The organism is Streptomyces sp. NPDC002838 (assembly GCF_040295365.1).
Taxonomy (GTDB): Bacteria; Actinomycetota; Actinomycetes; order Streptomycetales; family Streptomycetaceae; genus Streptomyces.
In genome coordinates, this window is sequence record NZ_JBEOVF010000005.1 from 198,698 (window position 1) to 222,653 (window position 23,956).

Annotated in this window: 18 protein-coding genes and 1 pseudogene; 13 read left to right on the forward strand and 6 right to left on the reverse strand. The window is 70.9% G+C overall.

Annotated features, from left to right (window positions below; translation table 11 throughout):
- Positions 1 to 328 precede the first annotated feature (328 nt).
- On the forward strand, positions 329 to 1,981 hold the full coding sequence (locus ABT063_RS09525; RefSeq protein WP_351056625.1) for an RNA polymerase sigma factor: 1,653 nt from the start codon (positions 329 to 331) through the stop codon (positions 1,979 to 1,981).
- A gap of 31 nt (positions 1,982 to 2,012) precedes the next feature.
- On the opposite strand, the gene ABT063_RS09530 is transcribed toward ABT063_RS09525, so the two are convergent.
- The gene (locus ABT063_RS09530) at positions 2,013 to 2,699 is read right to left on the reverse strand and encodes a glycerophosphodiester phosphodiesterase (protein WP_351056626.1); all 687 of its coding nucleotides are present in this window, start codon (positions 2,697 to 2,699) and stop codon (positions 2,013 to 2,015) included.
- 38 nt (positions 2,700 to 2,737) lie between these two features.
- Complete coding sequence (locus ABT063_RS09535; protein WP_502990787.1) at positions 2,738 to 3,799, reverse strand: adenosine deaminase; 1,062 nt, start codon at positions 3,797 to 3,799, stop codon at positions 2,738 to 2,740.
- Positions 3,800 to 4,057: 258 nt separating this feature from the next.
- On the opposite strand from ABT063_RS09535, the gene ABT063_RS09540 reads away from it, so the two are divergent.
- The gene (locus tag ABT063_RS09540) at positions 4,058 to 4,768 is read left to right on the forward strand and encodes a DUF4190 domain-containing protein (protein WP_351056627.1); all 711 of its coding nucleotides are present in this window, start codon (positions 4,058 to 4,060) and stop codon (positions 4,766 to 4,768) included.
- A 60-nt stretch (positions 4,769 to 4,828) separates the two neighbouring features.
- On the opposite strand, the gene ybiA is transcribed toward ABT063_RS09540, so the two are convergent.
- A complete protein-coding gene (gene ybiA, locus ABT063_RS09545; RefSeq protein ID WP_351056628.1) occupies positions 4,829 to 5,398 on the reverse strand; it encodes a riboflavin biosynthesis intermediates N-glycosidase in 570 nt (189 codons plus the stop codon).
- Between the two features lie 211 nt (positions 5,399 to 5,609).
- Between ybiA and ABT063_RS09550 the strand changes: the two genes are divergently transcribed.
- From ABT063_RS09550 to ABT063_RS09580, 7 genes are all read left to right on the forward strand, one after another.
- A complete protein-coding gene (locus ABT063_RS09550; RefSeq protein WP_351056629.1) occupies positions 5,610 to 7,145 on the forward strand; it encodes a gamma-aminobutyraldehyde dehydrogenase in 1,536 nt (511 codons plus the stop codon).
- Between the two features lie 57 nt (positions 7,146 to 7,202).
- Positions 7,203 to 8,450 (forward strand): polyamine ABC transporter substrate-binding protein, encoded by a 1,248-nt coding sequence (locus tag ABT063_RS09555; RefSeq protein WP_351056630.1) that lies wholly within the window; start codon positions 7,203 to 7,205, stop codon positions 8,448 to 8,450.
- On the forward strand, positions 8,447 to 9,613 hold the full coding sequence (locus ABT063_RS09560; protein WP_502990788.1) for an ABC transporter ATP-binding protein: 1,167 nt from the start codon (positions 8,447 to 8,449) through the stop codon (positions 9,611 to 9,613). Before ABT063_RS09555 ends, ABT063_RS09560 begins: the two co-directional genes overlap by 4 nt.
- Positions 9,613 to 10,542 (forward strand): ABC transporter permease, encoded by a 930-nt coding sequence (locus tag ABT063_RS09565; RefSeq protein ID WP_351056631.1) that lies wholly within the window; start codon positions 9,613 to 9,615, stop codon positions 10,540 to 10,542. Before ABT063_RS09560 ends, ABT063_RS09565 begins: the two co-directional genes overlap by 1 nt.
- A complete protein-coding gene (locus tag ABT063_RS09570) occupies positions 10,543 to 11,370 on the forward strand; it encodes an ABC transporter permease (RefSeq protein ID WP_351056632.1) in 828 nt (275 codons plus the stop codon).
- Positions 11,371 to 11,399: 29 nt separating this feature from the next.
- Complete coding sequence (locus tag ABT063_RS09575) at positions 11,400 to 12,818, forward strand: NAD(P)/FAD-dependent oxidoreductase (protein WP_351056633.1); 1,419 nt, start codon at positions 11,400 to 11,402, stop codon at positions 12,816 to 12,818.
- 120 nt (positions 12,819 to 12,938) lie between these two features.
- Positions 12,939 to 13,391, forward strand: a complete 453-nt coding sequence (locus ABT063_RS09580) for a hypothetical protein (protein ID WP_351056634.1) — start codon at positions 12,939 to 12,941, stop codon at positions 13,389 to 13,391.
- 132 nt (positions 13,392 to 13,523) lie between these two features.
- Here the strand turns inward: ABT063_RS09580 and ABT063_RS09585 are convergent, their stop codons facing one another.
- Complete coding sequence (locus ABT063_RS09585) at positions 13,524 to 14,327, reverse strand: phosphatase PAP2 family protein (protein ID WP_351056714.1); 804 nt, start codon at positions 14,325 to 14,327, stop codon at positions 13,524 to 13,526.
- 150 nt (positions 14,328 to 14,477) lie between these two features.
- Positions 14,478 to 15,812, reverse strand: coding sequence for a 4-aminobutyrate--2-oxoglutarate transaminase (gabT, locus tag ABT063_RS09590; protein ID WP_351056635.1), 1,335 nt, complete (start codon positions 15,810 to 15,812; stop codon positions 14,478 to 14,480).
- Positions 15,813 to 16,039: 227 nt separating this feature from the next.
- On the opposite strand from gabT, the gene ABT063_RS09595 reads away from it, so the two are divergent.
- From ABT063_RS09595 to ABT063_RS09605, 3 genes are all read left to right on the forward strand, one after another.
- Positions 16,040 to 18,166: an ATP-binding protein gene (locus ABT063_RS09595; protein WP_351056636.1), complete on the forward strand. Its 2,127-nt coding sequence runs from the start codon at positions 16,040 to 16,042 to the stop codon at positions 18,164 to 18,166.
- 124 nt (positions 18,167 to 18,290) lie between these two features.
- The gene (locus ABT063_RS09600; protein WP_351056637.1) at positions 18,291 to 19,970 is read left to right on the forward strand and encodes a PucR family transcriptional regulator ligand-binding domain-containing protein; all 1,680 of its coding nucleotides are present in this window, start codon (positions 18,291 to 18,293) and stop codon (positions 19,968 to 19,970) included.
- A gap of 981 nt (positions 19,971 to 20,951) precedes the next feature.
- Positions 20,952 to 21,698, forward strand: coding sequence for a phosphotransferase family protein (locus tag ABT063_RS09605; RefSeq protein ID WP_351056638.1), 747 nt, complete (start codon positions 20,952 to 20,954; stop codon positions 21,696 to 21,698).
- Positions 21,699 to 21,774: 76 nt separating this feature from the next.
- Here ABT063_RS09605 and ABT063_RS09610 read toward each other — a convergent pair.
- A pseudogene (locus tag ABT063_RS09610) lies at positions 21,775 to 22,230 on the reverse strand (transposase); the annotation flags it as partial.
- 217 nt (positions 22,231 to 22,447) lie between these two features.
- Between ABT063_RS09610 and ABT063_RS09615 the strand changes: the two are divergent.
- Entirely contained in the window at positions 22,448 to 23,893 is a 1,446-nt protein-coding gene (locus ABT063_RS09615; protein WP_351056639.1) for an aldehyde dehydrogenase family protein, read from the forward strand.
- Positions 23,894 to 23,956: the final 63 nt, after the last annotated feature.

Consider the following 23,956-nt stretch of genomic DNA (forward strand, 5'->3'; position numbering starts at 1 on the left):
CTCCGGAGGTCGACGGAATGTGTTTGTGATCATCCTGTGGCCGTACGCCGCCCTCCGGATCGTCTGTGAGTAGGGCACCGGCCCCTGGTCCGACCCCGAGCAAGTGCGCTGCCGGACAAGGGCGTTGTGGGGGAGCACCCCTAAGGGAGGTCGAAGGGGGGCCGAAGGGATGCCAAAAAACTGTTATCGCGGACGCCTTCACGCCGTCTCCACGCTGTGACCCCCGACATAGCCAAGATCCCGGGCCCGCCTGAGAGGGTGCGTGCAGAAACGAACTGACATCGGTCTCGGAAGCCTCGGAAGCCTTGGACGCCCCGGAAAGGACGACGTGGACACGCGGCAATGGCGCGACACCATCGCGGCCGCGCAGGCCGGCGACCGGCAGGCGCTGGACGAGCTGGTCGCGGGCTGGCTGCCGCTGGTCTACAACATCGTCGGCCGCGCCCTGAACGGCCACGCCGACGTCGACGACGTCGTCCAGGAGACGATGCTCCGGGCCGTCGACAACCTCGGCTCGCTGCGCGACCCGGACAGCTTCCGGTCCTGGCTGGTGGCGATCGCCATGCGGCAGATCCGGGACCGGGCGCGCCGCAGGTCCACGGAGAAACTGGACGAGGCAGCGGCGCACGAGGCCACCGACTTCGCCGAACTCACCGTACTGCGGCTGCAGTTGGAGGGGCAGCGGCGCGAGGTCGCGGAGGCGGTGCGCTGGCTCGACGACGAGGACCGGCAGCTGCTGTCGCTGTGGTGGCTGGAGGTCGCCGGCGAGCTCACCCGGCGTGAGCTGGCGGCGGCCGTCGGCATCAGCCGGCAGCACGCCGCCGTGCGCGTCCAGCGGATGAAGGAGCGCCTGGAGACCTCGCGCGGCATCGTGCGGGCCCTCGACGGTGCCTGCCCGGACCTGCGCGAGCTGACCGGCCGCTGGAACGGCCGCCCCGACTCCGTCTGGCGCAAGCGGCTGGCCCGGCACATTCGGCGCTGCGGCTACTGCGGCGACGCCCGCGAGACCGTCGTACCGGCGGAACGCCTGCTCGTCGGGATCGCGCTCGTCCCGATCCCGGTCGGCTTCACCCTCTCGCTGGCCTTCGGCGGCAAGACGGCGGTGGCCGCCACGTCCGTCGGCTGGTCGGCCAAGGTGCTGGGCGCGCTGACCAAGCCGGCCGTCGCGGTGACGGCGAGCGCCTCCATCGTCGCGGGCGGCGCGTACGTCGTCACGCAGCCGCCCGATGCCCCGCCCCCGCGCGCGGCCGTCACCCCCACGGCGACGGCCACGTCCGCCCCGCCGTCCCTTCCGGCCGCCCCGCCCCCCTCGCCCTCACCGTCGCCGACTCAGCCGAAGGCCGACCTGTACGGCAGCGTCGTCGACGCCGTCGACCGGGCACCGGACCCGAACGCCGAGCCCGCGCCCCTGCCGCACCGGCCGGAGTCGGGGATCACCAGCACAGGCGGCGCGAAGGCGGTCATGGAGCACCGCGGCGACAGCGTGACACTCAGCGGACAGGGTTATGTCCTGGTGCGCTGGCAGATCGCGCCGCACGACCGGCCCGGCGGGCTGGTCATGCCGACCTGGACCGGCCTGAAGGGCAAGCTCTTCCACGTCGCCTCCGGGGGCGGCCGCCGTATGGACGACGTCGTCGGGGACGGTTCCGGCCGCGGCTACGTCACCGGCATGGGCGGCCCGGACATCGGCTACACGGTCCTGCCCGACGGCACCCAGCAGATGTGGCAGAACGAGTACTTCTACGTCGACGGCACCGTCACCCTCACCGTGAACGAGCGCGGCGCCTCCTACGGCCTGAGCGTCTTCCCGTCGAGCTGGAACGCGGTGAACGAGGACATCAACAACGGGCCCCCTGACGGCGAGATCCTCCGCTACGGCCTGGTCCGCGACACCGGCAAGGACGACACCCCCGTGCCCCAGTACGTCACCCGCGCGACCCCGGCCGACCCGGCGACCGTCCCTCAGGACTCCCGCGTGTAGGACTCCCGCCGGCGTTCGCCGGGCCGCGCGGTCAGCCGCCGTTGCGCAGGGCGCACAGCGTGTCGATGCGGTTCGTGGTGATCGAGTCGACGCCCATGGCGGTGAGGCGGCGCATCGAGCGGCGGGTGTCGGGGGTCCAGACGGACAGCAGGTAGCCGTCGGTGTGGACGCGGTCGGCGAGGGCGCGGTCGACCAGGGCGAAGCGGTAGTTGAGCCAGCGCGGGCGTACCGCGTCCAGCAGGGCGGGGCGCGGCGGGGCCAGCGTGGTCCAGGTCAGCGCGATCTCGGCGGCCTTGTCGGCGGCGCGCACGGCGAGCATGGCCGTGGCGTCCGCGCAGTAGTACACGCGGTCCGCCGCCCCGCACTCGCGGACGACGTCCACGACCCGGCGCGCCACCCGTACGTCCGACGTGCCCGGCAGGTCGAGCATCACCCGGCTGCCGTCGGTCGCGGTCAGCGCCTCGGCCAGCGTGGGCACCTTCCCGAACGTCAGCCCGCGCACCTCGTCCGCCGACAGCGACAGCAGCGGCCGGTCGTGCTCCCACAGCCGCTTCAGCGTGTCGTCGTGCAGCAGCACGGGAACGCCGTCGCGGGTCAGCCGTACGTCGATCTCGACCGCGTCCGCGCCCTGGCGGAGCGCGGAACGCAGCGAGTCGATCGTGTTCTCGCGGACGCGGTAGGGGTCGCCGCGGTGGGCCACGGTGGTCAGCTTCTGCATGCGCCCATTGTGCGGGGATGCCTCTGCGAGGGGATGCCTCAGGGGGCGAGCCAGGCCGTAGTGCTGGTGTCGATCTCGTCCTTGATCCGGGCCTTGCCGGCCTCGTCCAGGAAGGACGCCTCGACCGCGTTCTTCGCCAGCTCGGCCAGGCCCCGCTCGTCGAGGTCCAGCAGCCGGGCGGCGACCGCGTACTCGTTGTTGAGGTCGGTGCCGAACATCGGCGGGTCGTCGGAGTTGATCGTGACCAGGATGCCGGCCTCCACGAACTCCTTGATCGGGTGCTCGTCGAGGGTGCGGACCGCGCGCGTGGCGATGTTGGAGGTCGGGCACACCTCCAGCGCGATCCGGTGCTCGGCGAGGTGGGCGAGGAGCTTGTTGTCCCGGGCGGAGCTGGTGCCGTGTCCGATGCGCTCGGCGCGCAGTTCGGTGAGCGCGTCCCACACGGTCTGCGGGCCGGTGGTCTCGCCCGCGTGCGGCACCGACCGCAGTCCGGCGGCGATCGCCCGGTCGAAGTACGGCTTGAACTGCGGCCGGGGTACGCCGATCTCGGGCCCGCCGAGCCCGAAGGAGACCAGCCCCTCCGGGCGCACCCGGTCGTCGGTGGCCAGCCGTGTCGTCTCCTCGGCGGCCTCCAGACCGGCCTCGCCGGGGATGTCGAAGCACCAGCGCAGAACGGTCCCGAACTCGGCCTCCGCCGCCTTGCGCGCGTCCTCGATCGCGTCCATGAAGGCCCGCTCGTCGATGCCCCGGCGGGTCGAGGAGAACGGGGTGATGGTCAGCTCGGCGTAGCGCACCTGCTGCCGGGCCAGGTCCCGGGCCACCTCGTACGTCAGCAGCCGTACGTCCTCCGGCGTGCGGATCAGGTCGACGACGGACAGGTACACCTCGATGAAGTGGGCGAAGTCCGTGAAGGTGAAGTAGTCGATCAGGGCCTCGGGGTCGGTGGGGACCTTGGAGTCGGGGTGGCGGGCGGCCAGTTCCGAAACGATGCGCGGGGAGGCGGAGCCGACGTGGTGCACGTGCAGTTCGGCCTTGGGCAGCGACGCGATGAAGGCGTGCAGGCCGCGCGGGACGCGGGCGTCGACGAGGTGGTCGGTCAAGGGGGCCTCCCCGGGCAGGCGCCGGGCACCGTGTCGGGCGCGGCGCGGGTGATCGGCTGATCGTGTGCGGTGACATCGTAGGTCGCGGGGGCGAGGGCAGGTGCGGGGGCCAGGGACGGCCGGGAAGGCTGCCGGGGGGTGGGGGAGGTGTGCGGGAAGGGTCCCGGGGCCTCGGTGCAGGATGGGACGGGACTGGGCGGTGGAGTGCGATCCGGCAGGCCGTAGCATGACGGCACGAACGACTTGGGGGGACATGACATGACGGACGCGACGCAGCCGAGCGGGGAGGCCAATGGCGGCCGCGACCCTTGGGCGCCGCCCGAGAACGGGCCGTCGCTGGACAAGGACCGGGCGCCCGGTGCCGGGCAGCCGTCCGGGCCGCAGCCGCCGTCCGTGCACGACCAGGCCACCGTCACCTCGATGCCCACCGACGGTTTCGCCGCACCGGGCTACCCCCCACCCGGCTACCCCGCCTCCGGCGCACCGACTGCGGCCACTCCTGTGGGGGGACCGGCTCCCGTCGGTGGCCCCGGCCCCGGCGTGCCTCTCCCGCCCATGGCGCCCACCGGCCCCGGCGGATACGGATACCCCTCCTATCCCCCCGGCTACGGCTGGCCCGGCATGCCGGCGCCCCCGCAGAACGGGATGGGCACAGCGGCGATGGTGCTGGGCATCCTGTCCTGCTGCCTCTTCTGCCTCTACGGCGTCCTCTCGCTCGCGCTCGGCATCCTGGCCGTCGTGCTCGGGATCAAGGGACGCAAGCGCGTCCAGCGCGGCGAGGCCACCAACCACAGTCAGGCGCAGGCGGGACTGATCACGGGCATCATCGGCATCGTCCTCGGCCTCATCGTGGTCGCGGTGATGGTCATCGGCATCGTGCTTGCCATCAACAGCGACGAGCCGGACTCCGACCCCTACTACGACGGTGCCGCCCACGCCGTGTCGACGTCCGTCGTGACGACCCGCTGAATCCACCCCGGAGCCGCATGAGCCTCTGAAGGGAGCCGGCCCCGCAGGATCGGCCCCGCTTCAGCCCGTCCGCAACCGCTCCCGCGCCTCCATCAACGCGAACCCCAGCAGATTCGGCCCCCGCCACCGCTCCGGATCCTGCGCCGCCTCGTCGTCCGCGGCGAGGCCGATGCCCCACACCCGGTCCACGGGGCTCGCCTCCACCAGCACCCGGTCACCCGTGTTCAGCAGGAATTCCCGCAGATCGTCGTGGGCGGCGAACTTGTGGACGCTGCCCTCCACCACGAGCCTGAACCGCTCGCGCTCCCATATGGTCTCGTCGAAGCCGCGCACGAGCCGCCCCGCCTTCTTCGCCTCGGCGGGATGCTTCGCCGCCAGCACGTGCCGCTCCGCTTCGGGATCTTGGAAGAGGCGCGCCTTGCCGGCCATCATCCAGTGCTCGGCGGTCGCGTACACCACGCCGTCCACCTCGAACGGCGACGGCCACCACTGACTCAGACAACTCGGCCCCACCCGGCCGTCCGGCCGCGGCCGGTGCCCCCAGAAGTGCAGATACTTGATCCTCGCCCCCGCCCGGACCGCCCTGACCAGGGCCTCCCGCGAATCGATCTTCCCCGTGGTCCTCTCCATGCACGCGAGTCTGGCAGCCACCACCGACACTGCGTCCCCCATTTTCGGCGTCGACTCGACACCAGGTCGACAGATTCCGTCGCGTAACCAAAAGGCAACAACGGAATCACTTGTTGGACGCCCTTTGCTCTGTCAGGATCGGCACTCAAATCGAGCTGGAGCTACGCCACCCGCCTCCGACGAACGCGGGGCGACGGCGGAGGAGAGCGACATGCACAACCCGGGCACTGCCACCCCGGACCGGTTCGCGGCCCGGGAGCGCTTCGCGGACGGCGCGCAGTACATCGCGGGCCGCTTGACGAAGGGCACCTCCGGCCGCACCCATGCGGTCGTCGACCCCGCGACCGGGGAGGACGTCTTCACGTACGAGCTGGCCGGCCCGGCCGATGTGGACGCGGCCGTCGCCGCCGCCCGGGAGGCCTTCCCCGGCTGGTCCTCGGCCACCCCGGGCGAGCGCTCCGACGCCCTGCACCGCTTCGCCGCCGTGCTCGCCGACCGTGCCGAGGACTTCGCCCGCGCCGAGTCCCTCCAGTGCGGCAAGCCGCTGAAGCTGACCCGCGAGTTCGACGTGCCGGGGACCATCGACAACACGGCCTTCTTCGCCGGTGCCGCCCGGCACCTCCAGGGGCAGTCGGCCGGTGAGTACTCCGGCGACCACACCTCGTACGTCCGCCGCGAGCCCATCGGCGTCGTCGGCTCCATCGCGCCCTGGAACTACCCCCTCCAGATGGCCGCCTGGAAGATCCTCCCGGCGATCGCCGCCGGCAACACCATCGTTCTCAAGCCCGCCGAGCTCACCCCGCTCACCTCACTGCTCTTCGCCCAGGCCGCCACCGACGCCGGGATCCCGGACGGTGTCGTCAACATCGTCACCGGCACCGGCAAGGAAGCCGGCGAGCACCTAGTCGGCCACCACGACGTGGCCATGACCTCCTTCACCGGCTCCACCGCCGTCGGCAAACGCGTCGCCGAGATCGCCACCGCCACCGTCAAGCGCCTCCATCTGGAGCTGGGCGGCAAGGCGCCCTTCGTGGTCTTCGACGACGCCGATCTGGAGGCGGCGGTCCACGGCGCGGTCGCGGGCGCGCTCATCAACACCGGGCAGGACTGCACGGCCGCCACGCGCGCGTACGTACAGCGGCCCCTCTATGAGGCGTTCGTCGAGCGGACGGCCGCCCTCATGGAGACCGTCCGGCTCGGCGATCCCTTCGCCCCCGGCATCGACCTCGGGCCGCTGATCACACACGTCCAGCGTGACCGCGTCGCCGGTTTCGTCGAACGGGCGCGTGCCTACGCGCGCGTGGTCACCGGCGGCGAGGTTCCTCAGGGGGATCTCAAGAACGGTGCGTACTATCGGCCCACCCTGATCGCGGACGCCGCCCAGGACAGCGAGATCGTCCAGTCCGAGATCTTCGGGCCGGTCCTGGTCGTGCTGCCCTTCGACAGCGACGACGAGGGGATCCGGCTGGCCAACGACACCCCGTACGGGCTCGCCGCCTCCGCCTGGAGCCGGGACGTCTACCGGGCGAACCGCGCCACCCGCGAGATCAAGGCGGGCTGCGTGTGGGTCAACGACCACATTCCGATCCTCAGCGAGATGCCCCACGGCGGTTACAAGGCGTCCGGCTTCGGCAAGGACATGTCCGCGTACTCGTTCGAGGAGTACACCCAGATCAAGCACGTCATGTTCGACAACACCGCGGTGGTCCGCAAGGACTGGCACCGCACGATCTTCGGGGACCGATAGCCGTATCCGGGCCGCCTGACCCGCGGCCGCACACCCTCCCGAAAGGGCATCACGCGCATGGAGCAGTACGAGCCCGACCGCCTGTCCCCGGCCCAGGTGGCCGCCATGCGGCGCAGTTTTCAGGGCGGCCGGGCCGCCATGACCCGGCGGTCCCTGTTGCGCGCCTCCACGGGCGGCGCGCTCGCGATCGGCGGTCTCGGGGCGCTGAGCGCCTGCGGCATCCCCGCTGCGGGCAACACGCAGGGCGGCGTCTCCGCGGAGGACCACTCGGCGAAGGAGAAGACCGTCGACTTCTCCAACTGGACCGAGTACATGGACGTCGACGACAGCGGCAAGCACCATCCGACGCTGGAGCAGTTCACGAAGCGGACAGGCATCAAGGTCAAGTACACCGAGGACATCAACGACAACAACGAGTTCTTCGGCAAGATCAAGCCGCAGCTCGCCGCGGGCCAGGACACCGGCCGCGACATCATCGTCCTCACCGACTGGCTGGCCGGCCGCCTCATCCGCCTGGGGTGGGTGCAGAAACTGGACCCGTCCAACCTCCCGCACGCCTACGCCAACCTGTCGGCGCAGTTCCGCGACCCCGACTGGGACCCGGGCCGTGCCTACTCGTACGTCTGGCAGGGCATCTCGACCGTCATCGCCTACAACAAGAAGGCCCTCGACGGCGTCGAGGTGAAGTCGGTCTCCGACCTGCTCGACAACCCCAGGCTCAAGGGCCGCGTCGGCTTCCTGTCGGAGATGCGCGACAGCATCGGCATGACCCTGCTCGACATGGGCAAGGACCCGGCCAACTTCACCGCGGACGACTACGACGCGGCCGTCGCCCGCATCCAGAAGGCCGTCGACAAGGGGCAGATCCGCCGCTTCACCGGCAACGACTACACCTCCGACCTGACCAGCGGCGACTTCGCCGCCTGCATCGCCTGGGCCGGCGACGTCGTCCAGCTGAAGGCGGACAGCCCGGACATCGACTTCCTGATCCCGGACAGCGGATACATGACGTCGACCGACAACCTGCTGATCCCCAACAAGGCCCGGCACAAGACGAACGCCGAGCGGCTCATCGACTTCTACTACGAGCCGAAGCCGGCCGCCGAACTCGCCGCGTACATCAACTACGTGTGCCCCGTCGACGGCGTGAAGGCCGAGCTGGAGAAGATCGACAAGGATGCGGCGAACAACCCGCTGATCATCCCCGACAAGGCCATGGCCGAGAAGTCCCACGCCTTCCGCTCGCTGAGCTCGAAGGAAGAGACCGAGTTCGAAGAGAAGTTCGCGAAGCTGACTGGGGCGTGACCACCGTGACGACGAACAGGACGAACGACAACGACCACGGCGGCGACGTCCGCCTCTCGGGCATCAGCAAGACCTACGGCTCCTTCACCGCCGTACACCCACTGGACCTGACCGTCCCGCAGGGCTCCTTCTTCGCCCTGCTCGGCGCCTCCGGCTGCGGCAAGACGACCACCCTGCGCATGATCGCGGGACTCGAGGAGCCCACGACGGGCACCGTCCACCTCGGCGACCAGGAGGTGACCCACCTGCCGCCCTACAAGCGGCCGGTGAACACGGTCTTCCAGTCCTATGCCCTCTTCCCGCACCTCGACATCTTCGAGAACGTCGCCTTCGGCCTGCGCCGGCGCGGCATCAAGTCGGTGAAGAAGCAAGTCGAGGAGATGCTCGACCTCGTTCAGCTGGGCGAGCAGGCGCGCAAGAAGCCGCACCAGCTCTCCGGCGGACAGCAGCAGCGTGTCGCCGTGGCCCGCGCGCTGATCAACCACCCCAAGGTGCTCCTCCTCGACGAGCCCCTCGGCGCCCTCGACCTGAAGCTGCGCCGCCAGATGCAGCTGGAGCTCAAGCGCATCCAGACCGAGGTCGGCATCACCTTCGTCCACGTCACGCACGACCAGGAGGAGGCCATGACCATGGCCGACACGGTCGCCGTGATGAACGCGGGCCGCGTCGAACAGCTCGGCTCGCCCGCCGACCTCTACGAGAACCCGCAGACCACCTTCGTCGCCAACTTCCTCGGCACGTCCAACCTGATCGAGGCCGAGGTCGACTCCAAGAGCGGCGACGAGATCGTGCTGAAGGCGGGCGGCGGCAAGCTGGTCCTCCCCGAGGCGCGGTGCGGCGCGCCCACCACGACCGGCGGCAAGGTGCTGGTCGGCGTCCGCCCGGAGAAGATCTCCCTCACCCACGCCGCCGACGCGGGCGAGATACCGGAGGGCCGCAACCGCATCACCGGGAAGATCGCCGACTCCAGCTTCATCGGCGTCTCCACGCAGTACGTCATCGACAGCCCCGTCTGCCCCGAGTTCGAGGTCTACGCCCAGAACATCGACCGCGACTCCCGGCTCGTGCCCGGCGCCGACGTCGTCCTGCACTGGAACCCGGCGCACACCTTCGGGCTGGACGCGGCTCAGGACATCGAGGCCGGAGTGGAAGAGGCTGCCTGATGACGACGCTCACCGAGGCGCCGCCGCCTCTCAGCCCGACCGCCCCCGAGGAGAAGCCACCACGCAGACCCGGCCGGCTGGTCCCGTACTGGCTGCTCCTGCCCGGCATCCTCTGGCTGCTGGTCTTCTTCGCGCTGCCGATGATCTACCAGGCCTCCACGTCCGTGCAGACGGGCTCCCTGGAGGAGGGCTACCAGGTCACCTGGCACTTCGCGACCTACTGGGACGCGCTGAGCGAGTACTGGCCGCAGTTCCTGCGCTCGGTCGCCTACGCCGCCGCGGCGACGGTGCTGTGTCTGCTGCTCGGCTACCCGCTCGCGTATCTCATCGCCTTCCGCGCGGGCCGCTGGCGCAACCTGATCATGATCCTGGTGATCGCGCCCTTCTTCACCAGCTTCCTGATCCGCACCCTCGCCTGGAAGACGATCCTCGCGGACGGCGGCCCGGTCGTCGGCGCCCTCAACACGCTGCACGTCCTGGACATCACCAGCTGGCTCGGCTGGACCTCCGGCGACCGCGTGCTGGCCACGCCGCTCGCGGTCGTGTGCGGTCTGACGTACAACTTCCTGCCATTCATGATCCTGCCGCTCTACTCCTCGCTCGAGCGCATCGACGGACGCCTCCACGAGGCAGCGGGCGACCTGTACGCGCGGCCCTGGACCACCTTCCGCAAGGTCACCTTCCCGCTGTCGATGCCGGGCGTGGTCTCCGGCACCCTGCTGACCTTCATCCCGGCGGCCGGTGACTACGTCAACGCGGACCTGCTCGGCTCCACGGACACCCGCATGGTCGGAAACGTCATCCAGTCCCAATTCCTGCGGATTCTCGACTACCCGACGGCCGCGGCCCTTTCCTTCATCCTCATGGCCGCGATCCTCGTCATGGTCACGTTCTACATCCGCAAGTCCGGCACGGAGGATCTGGTTTAAATGAACACGCGACGGAGTCGCATATTCGGCACGAGCGTCAACTGGCTCAAGCGCAATCTCGTGGTGATCGCGGGACTGCTGACGCTCGCTTATCTCCTGCTGCCGAACGTGATCGTCACGGTGTTCTCCTTCAACAAACCGAAGGGGCGCTTCAACTACGAATGGCAGCAGTTCTCCACGGACGCCTGGAAGGACCCGTGCGGGGTCTCCGACCTGTGCGGCTCGCTGTCGGTCAGTCTGCAGATCGCGTTCTGGGCGACGCTCGGCGCGACCGCCCTCGGCACGATGATCGCCTTCGCGCTGGTCCGCTACCGCTTCCGCGCGCGGGGTGCCGTGAACTCGCTGATCTTCCTGCCGATGGCGATGCCCGAGGTCGTCATGGCGGCCTCGCTGCTCACCCTGTTCCTCAACATGGGTGCTCAGCTGGGATTCTGGACGATCCTCATCGCGCACATCATGTTCTGCCTCAGCTTCGTCGTCACGGCCGTCAAGGCGCGCGTGATGTCGATGGACCCGAGGCTGGAGCAGGCGGCACAGGACCTCTACGCCGGCCCGTTCCAGACCTTCATCAGGGTCACCCTGCCGATCGCTGCCCCGGGAATCGCGGCGGGCGCGCTGCTCGCCTTCGCGCTTTCCTTCGACGATTTCATCATCACCAATTTCAACGCGGGCTCGACCGTGACCTTCCCCATGTTCGTCTGGGGTTCGGCGCAGCGCGGAACACCGGTACAGATCAATGTCATCGGTACGGCCATGTTCCTCGTCGCCGTACTGTTCGTCCTGGCCTCGATGGTCATCGGAAATCGCCGCAACAAGCAAAAGGCATAGGCGGAAGAGACCTGTAGGGAGTTGAAATCATGGCCCCGAGTGCCATGAGCCGTTGGACCAGATCCCTTTCCGACGCCCAGCCCGTCCCGTACTGGCTGGACGACCCCGGCAAACCCCGCCCCGAGCCCGCTCTCACCGGCGCCGAGACCTGCGACCTGCTGGTCGTCGGCGGCGGCTACAGCGGACTGTGGACCGCGCTCATCGCCAAGGAGCGCGACCCCGGGCGGGATGTCGTCCTGCTGGAAGGCCGCGAGGTGGGCTGGGCCGCCTCCGGCCGCAACGGCGGATTCTGCGCCGCCTCCCTCACCCACGGCCTGCCCAACGGCCTGACCCGCTGGCCGGACGAGATCCACCAGCTCCAGGAGCTGGGCGCCCGCAACCTCGACGAGATCGAGAAGGCGGTCGCCCGGCACGACCTCGACTGCGACTTCGAGCGCACCGGCGAGATCGACGTGGCGACCGAGACGTACCAGGCCTGGGAACTGAGGGACTGGTACGAGGAGATGGAGCGCCGGGGCCTCGCCGACGGCGTGGAGTTCCTGGACGCCGCGGCGGTGCGGGAACAAGTCGACTCGCCGACCTTCCGGGCGGGCCTGTACGACCGCCGGGGCGTGGCCATGCTCAACCCCGCCAAGCTGGCGTGGGGCCTCAAGCGCGCCTGCCTCCGCCTCGGCGTCCGCGTCCACGAGCACACACCGGCGCTGACGTTGAAGCCGTACGGCGCCGGGATGGCCGTACGCACTCCGTACGGTCAGGTCCGCGCCCGCAAGGTCGCGCTCGGCACCAACATCTTCCCCAACCTGGTCAGGCGCGTGCGCGCGTACACCGTCCCGGTCTACGACTACGCGCTGATGACCGAGCCGCTGACCGCCGGCCGGCTGGCCTCGATCGGCTGGAAGAACAGACAGGGGCTCGGGGACAGCGCGAACCAGTTCCACTACTTCCGGCTGTCCGCGGACAACCGGATCCTCTGGGGCGGTTACGACGCCATCTATCCGTACGGCGGCCGGGTGCGCGCCGAGTACGACGACCGCCCGGAGACCTACGCCAAACTCGCCGGGCACTTCTTCACCTGCTTCCCGCAGCTGGAGGGCGTCCGCTTCACGCACGCGTGGGGCGGGGCGATCGACACCTGCTCCCGCTTCTCGGCGTTCTTCGGCACGGCCCATCACGGCAAGGTGGCGTACGCGGCGGGCTACACCGGCCTGGGTGTCGGCGCGACCCGGTTCGGCGCCGAGGTGATGCTGGACCTGCTGGCGGGGGAGACCACGGAGCGGACCTCGCTCGGGATGGTCCGAAAGAAGCCGCTGCCCTTCCCGCCGGAGCCCTTCGCCTGGACCGGCATCGCCCTCACCAAGTGGTCGCTGGCGCGGGCGGACGCGCACGGGGGGCGACGCAATCTGTGGCTGCGAACGATGGACCGGCTGGGTCTGGGCTTCGACAGCTGAACAGCCGTATGTGATCTGGTTCACTCCAAAAAACCGCCAAATCCCGCGTAATGCCTGCCAGGAGGCCTCCCTCTCCCTCATGACGCGACCAGCGTCGACGAATGAAAGGGAGGTCTCCTCATGAGAGGGGCGAAGACGGCGGTGGAGTGGCTGGCATCCGTCGCGCCGGACCCCGAGGCCTGCCGCTGGGAATGGGAGCGCAACCCCCTGGGGGTCGCGCTGCTGCCGGCGGGCAAGGCCTGGGACGTACTGATCCTGCCGGGCGAGCTCGGCTATCCCACCCTCGACGTCCTCACCCGCTTCCTCGACCGACCGGGCCCGGTGCTCGTCGACTTCGGCGACGCCCGGATGGGCTTCTTCGTCCCGGCGGGCACCGCGGCCCGCTGGCTCGGCACGGGCATCCGTACGGCCGGCGCCGGCACCTGGATCGTGGTGCCGTACCCGGGACGCGCCACCGGCGGGGTCCGCTGGCTGGTCCCGCCGGACGGCTCCGGAACCCTCACCGACCCGGCACTCCTCGAACTGGCCATGCACGAGGCGGCGGCCGGGCTGGCGACGGAGGAGGACGATTAGGGCCCTTCTGATGGATCTCCGTGGGAGAAGGAGCGGCGTCCGGTGCGGCGAGTGGGGGCACCGCCCACGCCCTTGAGGCAGTGGGGGAGCGTGCCGGGCGTCGCGACGCCGCGGAGATCCATCAGAAGGGCCCTAGGCGCGGCGACCGATGATCGGCCGTCGCGCGAGGAGCAGCCACAGCGACACGAGCAGCACCCCACACAGACCCCAACTGGCCACGACATCCAGTGGCCAGTGGTAGCCGCGGCGGACCAGGCCGTAGGACGCGCCGAGGACGAGGGCGGCGCAGAGGACGACGCACGCGCGACGGGCCGTGGCCGAGTGCAGCCAGGGCAGGAGCAGCAGGGCCGCGGCACCGTAGGCGAGGGCGGCCGTGGCGGTGTGGCCGGAGGGGTAGTAGCCGGTGCCCGGCGGCCCGGCCGGGGTGCCCGGGCGGTCGATGAGTTCCTTGAGGGGGACGATCAGCGCCGGGACCAGGGCCATGAGCAGGGCCGCCGCGGTGGGCGGGAGCCACCAGCGGTCTGTGCCGATGCCGCGGGCCCGCCGGGCGACGTACACCAGGGCGACGAGGAGGACCGGGACCGCGACCTGGACATTGCCCAGGTCGGCGAGGAGTTCCGAGAAGCGGTCCGGGTGGATCAGCGCGCGGCTGACGCGCTCGTCCGCGCGCAGCAGCGGGCCGTCGGTGACCACCTGCCAGGTGATCAGCGCGAAAAGGAGGGCCGGAAGGCCGAGAAGGAGGAAGGAGGCCGGCCGCCCCGGAACAGGGGGGGTGGTTCCGGGGCGGCCGATCGGATCGGATGGTCGCGCGCCCCGGGGGGTTTGGGGCGGGCGACTGTCCGATCGGTGAGGAGATCCAGAGCCGGAGGCTCCGGTTGTGTGCGCGAGGGCACGACCAGGTCGAAGCTGGGGAGGCCCCGGCCTGATGTCGCCCACAGTCCCCTGTGGGCGGGGTGTATCTCTCATCTGGGTAGAACCTACGACAGGGGTGGGGCGGAGGACAGGCGGAATCGTGTCCTGCCATCCACCTCGCACACCTTCTTCACACGGTCTACCGCTGGCGGAATCAAGTGTGCGGACCGTCGGTCAGATGCGCGCGAACGCCTGCTCGATGATGTCGAGGCCCTCGTTCAGCAGGTCCTCGCCGATCACCAGCGGAGGCAGGAAACGCAGCACGTTGCCGTACGTGCCGCAGGTCAGGACCAACAGGCCCTCCTGGTGGCAGGCCTTGGCGAGGGCGGCGGTGGCCTCCGGGTTCGGCTCCTTGGTGGCGCGGTCCTTGACCAGTTCGATGGCGATCATCGCGCCACGGCCGCGGACGTCGCCGATGAGGTCGAACTTCTCCGCCATAGCCCGCAGGCGGGCCTTCATGACCGTCTCGATGTGCTTGGCCCTGGCGTTGAGGTCGAGCTCCTTCATCGTCTCGATCGCGCCGAGCGCGCCGGCGCAGGCGACCGGGTTGCCGCCGTAGGTGCCGCCCAGGCCGCCCGCGTGCGCGGCGTCCATGATCTCGGCGCGGCCGGTGACGGCGGCGAGCGGCAGGCCGCCGGCGATGCCCTTGGCCGTGGTGATCAGGTCGGGGACGATGCCCTCGTCCTCGCAGGCGAACCACTGGCCGGTGCGGCAGAAGCCGGACTGGATCTCGTCGGCGACGAAGACCATGCCGTGCTCCGAGGCGAACCGGCTGATCGCGGGCAGGAAACCCTTGGCCGGCTCGATGAAGCCGCCCTCGCCGAGCACCGGCTCGATGATGACCGCGGCGACGTTCTCCGGGCCGACCTGCTTGGTGATCTGGTCGATGGCCTGCGCGGCGGCCTCCGGGCCCGCGTTCTCCGGGCCGGTCGGCCAGCGGTAGCCGTAGGCGACCGGGACGCGGTAGACCTCGGGGGCGAAGGGGCCGAAGCCATGCTTGTACGGCATGTTCTTCGCGGTCAGCGCCATGGTGAGGTTCGTCCGGCCGTGGTAGCCGTGGTCGAAGACGACGACCGCCTGGCGCCTGGTGTACGAGCGGGCGATCTTGACGGCGTTCTCGACGGCCTCGGCACCGCTGTTGAACAGGGCCGACTTCTTGGCGTGGTCACCCGGCGTCAGCTCCGCGAGGGCCTCGGCGACCTCGACGTACCCCTCGTACGGCGTGACCATGAAACAGGTGTGGGTGAAGTCGGCGAGCTGCGCGGAGGCCCGGCGTACGACGGCCTCGGCACAGGCGCCGACGGACGTGACCGCGATGCCGGAGCCGAAGTCGATGAGGCGGTTGCCGTCGACGTCCTCGATGATCCCGCCGCCCGCCCGCGCGGTGAACACGGGCAGCACGGAGCCCACACCCTGCGCGACCGCGGCGACGCGGCGGGCCTGCAGCTGAAGCGACTTCGGGCCGGGGATGGCGGTGACGACGCGGCGCTCCTGCGGAAGTGCGGTCATGGGGGGCTCCTGGGGTTTTGCTGACACTTGCCTTCTTTTCTCGCAGGCTAGGGCGGGGACCGGGGGGTGGGCATGCTCCATGTGGGCGTTCTCGGCAGCGCGGCTTGTCCGTCTTGGACAGGGAGAGTCCGTGCGAGCCCGGCCGCGTAAGCGGTGAACTCCCTTGGCTGGGGCGTTAGATTGACTCGCTGATGGTGGACGGAACGGCTGGTCAGGGAGCAGAGGCGATGGACAGCGACGGGACCCAGGACGCGCGGGGTACGCATGCGAACCCTGTGCCACGTCCGGCGGGACCGCCGGAGGCGCCGGCGATGCCGCCGCGGCCCCCCGCGGCACCGGGCGTGCCGCCGAGGCCGGACGGCTCGGCGTTCCTCGCCTGGCTGCGCGCGCCCCGGCCGGAGGCGGCACCCGGCGTGTGGCGGTTCGGGTACAAGCCCCGGCCGGCGGAGCAGCCCGAGGAGATCCCGGCGCGGCAGCTGCTCGGCGGCGCGGTGATCGCCTTCCTCGTGGGCTGGCTGATCTGGTCGCTGCTGTGGAACGGCTACCTCGGCGGCTGGTGGGTGCTGCCCCTGGAGCTCTTCACCCCCGACTCCTGGCGGCACAGCAACGACCGCGTCGGCAACGCGATCCTCTGGTACACCTACTACACCCTGATCGCCCTCGCGATCATGCTCGGCGTCGGCCGCCTCGGCCGCTGGGGCGAGGTCTGGCGGCGCTACGGACCGCCCGCCTGGCGCCGCGCCGTACCGACGCCCGAACGGCCGCCCGCCCCCGAGCAGGACCCCGCCGAGTGGCCCCAGCTGCGCGCCGCCGGGGCCGTCGACGCCGCCGAGCGGCTCGCCGCCGAGGCGCGTGCCGGGCTGATGCGGGACGTCGACCACGCCCGGATCGCCCGCGCCTGGCAGGGCGTGCGCAGCGGCCGGCACAGCCTCGCCACCTTCACCGGCGCGGTGCTCGGCGAGGGCGCCGCCGCCTGCCTGCACCCCTCCGGCGAGCGCGACCTACCTGCCCGGCTCGCCCGGCACGACCTCGTCACCGGCCAGGTCCGGCTCGGCACCACGGCCGACGACGCCCGCAACCCGTACGCCTACCGCGGCACCGGCCTCGGCCTCGGTCCCGATCTGCTCGGCACCTCTCTCCTCGCCGTCGGACCGGCCGGCTCCGGCAAGACCGGCACCGTCGTCCAGCCGCTCGCCGAGTCGCTGTGCCTGCACGCGCTCGCCGGGCGGGCCGCCGTCGTCGTGGTCGGCGCGGCGGGCGCGGGGCTCGGCCCGGCCGACGCCTACGACGTCGTCGTACGGATCGGGAATCCCGAATCCGTGTACGACCTCGACCTGTACGGCGGCACGACGGACCCGGACGAGGCGGCGGCCGTGCTCGCCGAAGCCCTCGTGGGCGACCTCGCCGAACCCCATCAGGGCGGGGACACCCGCCGGTCCACCACCGTCCTCGCCCAGCTCCTCGGGCCGTTCCGGGCGGTCCACGGCCGCTTCCCGTCCGTACCGGAGCTGCGGCAGCTGCTCGACGGCGCGCCCGCGCCGCTGGCCGCGCTGCGCAAGGGGCTTCAGGACGCCGGACAGGAGTCGCTGCTGCGCGAACTGGACGCCCGGGAACGGCAGCTGGGGCATCCGGGGGACGTGAGCGGTGTGCTCGCGGACCGCGTGGCGCTGCTCGACCGGCCGGCCTTCGCGGGCTTCTTCGACACGGCCGGACAGTCGCGGCCGTTCTCGCTGAAGGCGCTGGACCACCCGGTGCGGGTGCGCATCGACCTGCCCCAGCGCGGACACGCCGACGCCTCGCGGATGCTGGCGCGGCTGGTGCTCGCCCAGTTCACGGCGAGCGTCGCGGTACGGGAGGACCGGTCGCTGTTCGCCTGCCTGGTCCTCGACGACGCCACGGGCGTGGTGACTCCCGAGGCCGTCCGGGGCATCCAGCGGCTGCGGTCGGGCAACGCGGGCGTGGTGCTGACCCTGCGCACCCTGGACGACGTACCGAGGCCGCTGCGCGGGCCGCTGCTCGGCGCCACCGGATGCCGGATGGCGCTGTCCGGGCTCACGCCGTGGGACGGGCAGGACTTCGCCGAGGTGTGGGGCAAGGAGTGGATCGAGGCGCGTGACGTCACCGACCGGCAGATCATCGCGGAGACCCCGGCCGGCAAGGTGCTGCACGCGGTGCGGCGGGTGATCACCGGGAAGGCGCCGACCGCTCGGGCCGTGACCGTCCGCCAGGTCGAGCGGGAGCGGTGGTCGGCGTCCGAGCTGGCGCACGGGGTGCCGCCGGGGCACGCGGTGCTGTCGCTGACGAATGTGAAGGGGGAGCACGCGCCGCCGCTGCTGGTGGATCTGCGTCACTGAGCAGACCATGGGGACTTGGGGCGCGCCCGGACCGTACGGTGAGGCAGAATCACCATAGGTCGTTCATACGTGACGGCCAAAAGCTCACAAAGATCACGACGGTCACACATAACCTGAAGGCCTCATGTCCCCGACGCTCGCCTCGCTCGTCCACCACTCCGCGCTCAAGCTGACCGTACGCGCGGGCGAGGACCGACTGGACGTGCCCGTCCGCTGGGCGCACGCCAGTGAGCTCGCCGACCCCGTCCCCTACATGGAGGGCGGGGAGCTGCTCCTGATCACCGCGCTGAAGCTGGACGCGGAGGACCCGGAAGCGATGGCCCGCTATGTGAAGCGGCTGGTCGGAGCGGGGGTCGCGGGGCTCGGCTTCGGCGTCGGGGTCAACTACGAGCAGATCCCCGCCGCGCTCGTCGACGCGGCCGAGCAGGAGGGGCTGCCGCTGCTGGAGGTGCCGCGCCGCACGCCCTTCCTCGCCATCAGCAAGGCCGTGTCGGCGGCCATCGCGGCCGACCAGTACCGGGCGGTGACGGCGGGCTTCGCCGCCCAGCGCGAGCTGACCAAGCAGGCGCTGACGGACGGGCCGGAGGGGCTGCTCGCCGAGCTCGCGTCGCAGGTGGACGGATGGGCGGCGCTGTACGACGCGTCCGGCGCCGTCGTCGCGACCGCGCCGGAGTGGGCGGGGCGGCGGGCCGCCCGGCTCACGGTGGATGTGGAACGGCTGTGGGAGCGGCCCGCGCCCGCCTCGTCGGTGGTGGGCGGGCCGGACCACGAGGACCGGGTCGAGCTGCACTCGCTGGGCACGGGGCGACGCCCCCGGGCGGCGCTCGCGGTGGGGACGGCCGCGGCTCTCGGTACGGCCGAGCGGTACGCCCTCCACTCGGCCATCGCGCTGCTGACGCTCACGACGGAACGCTCACGGTCCCTGCACGCGGCCGAACAGCGGATCGGGGTGGCGGTGCTGCGCATGCTGCTCGCGGGCGAGCCGGACCATGCGCGTGCGGTCGCAGGAGACCTGTACGGGGAGCTGTTGGACGCCCCGTTCCGGATGATCGTCGCCGAGTCGGCCTCCTCCACGTCGGCCGCGCGCGTACGGGCCGACGGCCGCGCGCACGGACCGCTCACCAAGCCGACGGCCGCCGCGCTCGCCGCCGCCGACACAGGCGGTGATCCGCTGGGCGCGCTCGTCGAGGTCGTGGAGTCGGCGGCGGCGCGGTCCGGGGAGGCCGTGCTGGTCGTGCCCGAGGGGGAGGGCGAAGGGGAGCGGTTGGTGGTGCTGGCCGCGGACGGAGGTGCCGTGGTGGCCGCGTGCGGGGAGTACGCGGCGGCGGTGGAGGCGGCGCGGGCGGGCATACGGGATCAGACGGCGGCCGGCGACGAGGACGAACTGGTCGTGGGGCTGTCGGCACCGGCCGGCCCGATCGCGGCCGCCGCCGCGTACAAGCAGGCCGAGCAGGCCTTGTCGGTGGCGCGGCGGCGGGGACGGGTGTGCGTCGAGCACGAGCAGATGGCGGCCGGGTCGGTGCTGCCGTTGCTCGCCGACGACGCGGTGAAGGCCTTCGCGGACGGGTTGCTACGGGCGCTGCACGAGCACGACGCGACCGGGCGGGGGAATCTGGTGGCCTCGGTGCGGGCGTGGTTGTCGCGGCACGGGCAGTGGGACGCGGCGGCGGCGGACCTCGGGGTTCACCGGCATACGCTGCGGTACCGGATGCGGCGGGTGGAGGAGATCCTGGGGCGGTCGCTGGACGATCCGGATGTGCGGATGGAGTTGTGGCTGGCGTTGAAGGCGACGTCGGCGGAGTAGGCACCCGGGGTGGGTGGGGCGCGGCCTTGGGGCTCCGCCCCAGCCATCTTTGTGGACGACTCCTTACGGCGGTGACAAGCCTGCGTGTCTGTGAAACGTCGCGGTGATCTGCGGCGGCGTCACCGTCGGAATCCGCCCTAGCGTCCACTCCGCAGCCTTGATGATCGAACGCGTCACAGTTCCCCCCTGCTCCGTCGGTTTGCTTCCGTCAGTTGCGCGCGCAGCCGGATAGCGGCATCGACGCAGCGCGGGAAGGCGGGAATGTCTGGCGCACCTCCGGCACCTCTGCCGGTTTCACCGTGCGCTGCGCGCGCACCTCAGTGCGGACGCCGGTAACCGGGCCTCCCAGTCGCGAGGCGGGAACCACTTGGTGCGTCCCTGCGACTGGGGCGCCTCAACGGGCGGGGCGTGCCGCTCCCTGCGGGTCCTGCAAGAAATGATCTGGCCGAAAGCGGTAAAGGACCGAATCAAGACCGGCGGCGACCGGGAGATTATCCGCTCCTATCCATACCGGTCGGCCTGCCCTTCCACGGTGTGGGGTGAATTGGTCGGGAATGTCACGGAAGAACTTTTCTTCGCTGGATACACGAACTACTTTCTGTGGCTCGACCAGCCTGCGTTCGTTGAGACCCTGCGAAAGAAACTCGAAAGCGGGTGCCGGGTTCGACAACGAAGCGTTGGTCACTCCGCACCTTGCCCGCCTGGTGGGCCATGATTCGCCACTCCTGCACCTGCGAAAGCACGGTAGCGGCGGGATGTTCGACCGGTTCGCAGAGCATGCCGAAGAACTGTGGACTCGTGGCGTACAGGTAGACCGCATGACTGCAACGTCTTAGGACTCCTAACAAAAGTGGTGGACTTGACCTGGTCAGAGGTCGGTGTCGCGCACGAGGCCGCCGGGTGTCGGGACGCAGTCAGCCGCGTAATCGCACGCGATAAACCCGGCGACGTCGGCGATCATCCCCGGGATACTGGTCGCCCATGGATGAGGTCAAAGTCGTTGTCGCCCATTCCGAGCGCGCGACCCTGCGCGTCGGCGACGTGTTCCTGAAGGTGGACGCCGATCAGGCGCGCATCGACGTCGAGGTCGAGGCGATGTCCCTCGCGCCGGTCCCGACCCCGGAGGTCCTGTGGCGCAAGCCGCCCGTGCTCGCGGTCGCCGCACTCCCGGGGACGACGCTTGGGCGCCTCGGCGGGCCGTCGACCGGGTCGTCGGCGGCGTGGGCCGCGGCGGGCGCCGCCATCCGGAAGCTGCACGACGCGCCGCTGCCGCCCCGGCCCGGCCGGGCCGGCCGGAGCATCGTCGCGCTGGCGGCGGAACTCGACGACGAGTGCGAGTTGCTCGTGACGAACGGCCTCCTGCCCGCTGACCTGGTCACCCACAACCGCCAGGTCGCCGAGGCCGCGCTCCGGCCGTGGACTCCGGCGTTCACGCACGGCGACCTGCAGATCGCGCACGTCTTCGTCGACGGCGACGAGGTCACGGGCATCATCGACTGGTCCGAGGCGGGCCAGGGTGATGCCCTGTACGACCTCGCCACCTTCACGCTCGGACACGAGGAGCACCTCGACGACGTCGTCGCCGGCTATGGCACCGACATCGACCTCGACGTGATCCACGCGTGGTGGTCGTTGCGAAGCCTGCTGGCAGTTCGCTGGCTGATCGAGCACGGCTTCGACCCGTTCGCGCCGGGCTGTGAGGTCGACGTGCTGAGATCCCGGATGTGAGGCTGCGCGGGCCCGACTGCTACGAATGTGTTCTGACGCATCGAGCAGACCATCCCCTGAGGCGCATCGCCTGCCCTTACTCTCGACAAAGTGCGGTGCGCAGTCGTCGCCAGCAGATGACGGCGCAGCCGAGGGTGACGAACGCGTGGTGGATGTCGTCGCGGATCTCCCAGCGGATGCACAGGCGGCGGAATCCGTGCAGCAGCGCGATCGCTCCTTCCACGACCCAGCGGTACACGCCCAGGCCGGAGCCGTGCCCGGTGCCGCGCCGGGCGAGGTGCGGGGTGATCTGGAAGCCGACCTTGTCCCGGTAGACCTCGTGGTCATAGCCGCGGTCGGCGTACAGATACCTGAGGCGGCGCAGTGGCTGGCCGCGCTTGCCGCGGATCGGCGGGACGGCCTGGATCAGCGGGATCAGTTGGGTGACGTCGTTGCGGTTGCCGCCGGTGGTGATTGCCGCGAGCGGGATGCCGTGCGCCTCGACGATCAGGTGGTGCTTGCTGTGGGCGGAGCCCCGCGGGGGTCCAGAGGGCGGAGCCCCCTGGCGGGGTCGAAGGGGCGGAGCCCCTGGGGATGGGACGGGGGCGAAAACCCTGAGCCGCGCCCCCACCCACCCCGCCATTCCGGCGCACCCCCCACCCCCACCACTACACCCCGGACAAACGACCCCCCACCCCCCGCCCCCTACCGTGGACCCGACACCACACCACGCACGCACACCCTCACCACGGAAGGGCCGGAACTTCACGATGACTTCCACCCACGCCTTCTGGCTCGCCGGCCGCCAGGCCACCGGCGAGGACACCTTCAACGTCACCTCCCCGTGGGACGGCCGACTGGTCGGCAAGGTCAGTGTCCCCACGGACGCCCAGGTCGAAGAGGCCATCGCCACCGCGTACGCCGTCCGCGAGGACTTCGCCGCCACGCCGGCCCATGTGCGCGCCGCCGCTCTGGACCACGTCAGCAAGCGGCTCGCCGAGCGCACCGAGGAGATCGCCCGGCTCATCTCCGCCGAGAACGGCAAGCCGATCAAGTGGGCCCGAGGGGAAGTCGGCCGCGCCGTCTCCGTGTTCCGGTTCGCCGCCGAGGAAGCCCGGCGCTTCAACGGCGGCGAGGCCCAGCGCCTCGACACCGACCCCGGCGGTCAGGGCCGACTCGCCCTCACCCGCCGCTTCCCGAAGGGCGTCGTCCTCGGTATCGCGCCCTTCAACTTCCCGCTCAACCTGTGCGCCCACAAGATCGCCCCGGCGATAGCGGCCGGTGCGCCGATCATCCTCAAGCCCGCGCCCGCCACTCCGCTCTCCGGCCTCGTCATCGGCGAGCTCCTCGCCGAGACCGAGCTCCCCGCCGGGTCGTGGAGCATCCTCCCCGTGTCCAACGACCGGATGCCCGCGCTCGTACAGGACCCCCGTCTGCCCGTCATCTCCTTCACCGGTTCCGAGAAGGTCGGTTACGCGATCATGGACTCGGTGCCGCGCAAGCACTGCACCCTGGAGCTGGGCGGCAACGGCGCGGCCGTCGTGCTCGGCGACTACGCCTCCGACGCCGACCTCGACTGGGCCGCCACCCGCATCGCCACCTTCTCCAACTACCAGGGCGGCCAGTCCTGCATCTCCGTGCAGCGGGTCATCGCCGACGCCTCCGTCCACGACCGCCTGCTGCCCCGCGTCGTCGCCGCCGTCGAGGCCCAGGTCACCGGCGACCCGAGCGACGACAAGACCCTCGTCGGGCCGCTGGTCAGCGAGGACGCCGCCAAGCGCGTCGAGGTGTGGGTGCGGGAAGCCGTCGAGGCGGGGGCGAACCTCCTCACCGGCGGCAAGCGCGACGGCGCCTCGTACGCGCCGACCGTCCTCACCGACGTACCGGCGGACACCAACATCTCCTGCGAGGAGGTCTTCGGGCCCGTCCTGACCGTGCAGAAGGTCGACGGGGAGGCCGCCGCCTTCGCCGCCGTCAACGACTCCAAGTACGGCCTCCAGGCAGGGGTGTTCACCCATGACCTGCAGGCCGCCTTCCGTGCCCACCGCGTGCTCGAGGTCGGCGGTGTCGTCATCGGCGACGTGCCCTCCTACCGCGCCGACCAGATGCCGTACGGCGGCGTCAAGCAGTCCGGCGTGGGCCGCGAGGGCGTGAAGTTCGCGATGGAGGACTACACGTACGAGAGGGTTCTCGTGCTGACCGGGCTCACCCTCTAGCTAATGGGAACCATTTTCAGATAGGCTCCCCGAAGGGGCCCGGCACCGATGCCTTCCGGTGCC

What these genes read in the sequence shown, in the direction of transcription:
- ABT063_RS09530 (WP_351056626.1), bottom strand. Translation starts at nt 2,699, where the DNA reads ATGCAGAAGCTGACCACCGTGGCCCACCGCGGCGACCCCTACCGCGTC.
- ABT063_RS09540 (WP_351056627.1), top strand. Translation starts at nt 4,058, where the DNA reads ATGACGGACGCGACGCAGCCGAGCGGGGAGGCCAATGGCGGCCGCGAC.
- ybiA (WP_351056628.1), bottom strand. Translation starts at nt 5,398, where the DNA reads ATGGAGAGGACCACGGGGAAGATCGATTCGCGGGAGGCCCTGGTCAGG.
- ABT063_RS09550 (WP_351056629.1), top strand. Translation starts at nt 5,610, where the DNA reads ATGCACAACCCGGGCACTGCCACCCCGGACCGGTTCGCGGCCCGGGAG.
- ABT063_RS09555 (WP_351056630.1), top strand. Translation starts at nt 7,203, where the DNA reads ATGGAGCAGTACGAGCCCGACCGCCTGTCCCCGGCCCAGGTGGCCGCC.
- ABT063_RS09565 (WP_351056631.1), top strand. Translation starts at nt 9,613, where the DNA reads ATGACGACGCTCACCGAGGCGCCGCCGCCTCTCAGCCCGACCGCCCCC.
- ABT063_RS09570 (WP_351056632.1), top strand. Translation starts at nt 10,543, where the DNA reads ATGAACACGCGACGGAGTCGCATATTCGGCACGAGCGTCAACTGGCTC.
- ABT063_RS09575 (WP_351056633.1), top strand. Translation starts at nt 11,400, where the DNA reads ATGGCCCCGAGTGCCATGAGCCGTTGGACCAGATCCCTTTCCGACGCC.
- ABT063_RS09580 (WP_351056634.1), top strand. Translation starts at nt 12,939, where the DNA reads ATGAGAGGGGCGAAGACGGCGGTGGAGTGGCTGGCATCCGTCGCGCCG.
- gabT (WP_351056635.1), bottom strand. Translation starts at nt 15,812, where the DNA reads ATGACCGCACTTCCGCAGGAGCGCCGCGTCGTCACCGCCATCCCCGGC.
- ABT063_RS09595 (WP_351056636.1), top strand. Translation starts at nt 16,040, where the DNA reads ATGGACAGCGACGGGACCCAGGACGCGCGGGGTACGCATGCGAACCCT.
- ABT063_RS09600 (WP_351056637.1), top strand. Translation starts at nt 18,291, where the DNA reads ATGTCCCCGACGCTCGCCTCGCTCGTCCACCACTCCGCGCTCAAGCTG.
- ABT063_RS09605 (WP_351056638.1), top strand. Translation starts at nt 20,952, where the DNA reads ATGGATGAGGTCAAAGTCGTTGTCGCCCATTCCGAGCGCGCGACCCTG.
- ABT063_RS09615 (WP_351056639.1), top strand. Translation starts at nt 22,448, where the DNA reads ATGACTTCCACCCACGCCTTCTGGCTCGCCGGCCGCCAGGCCACCGGC.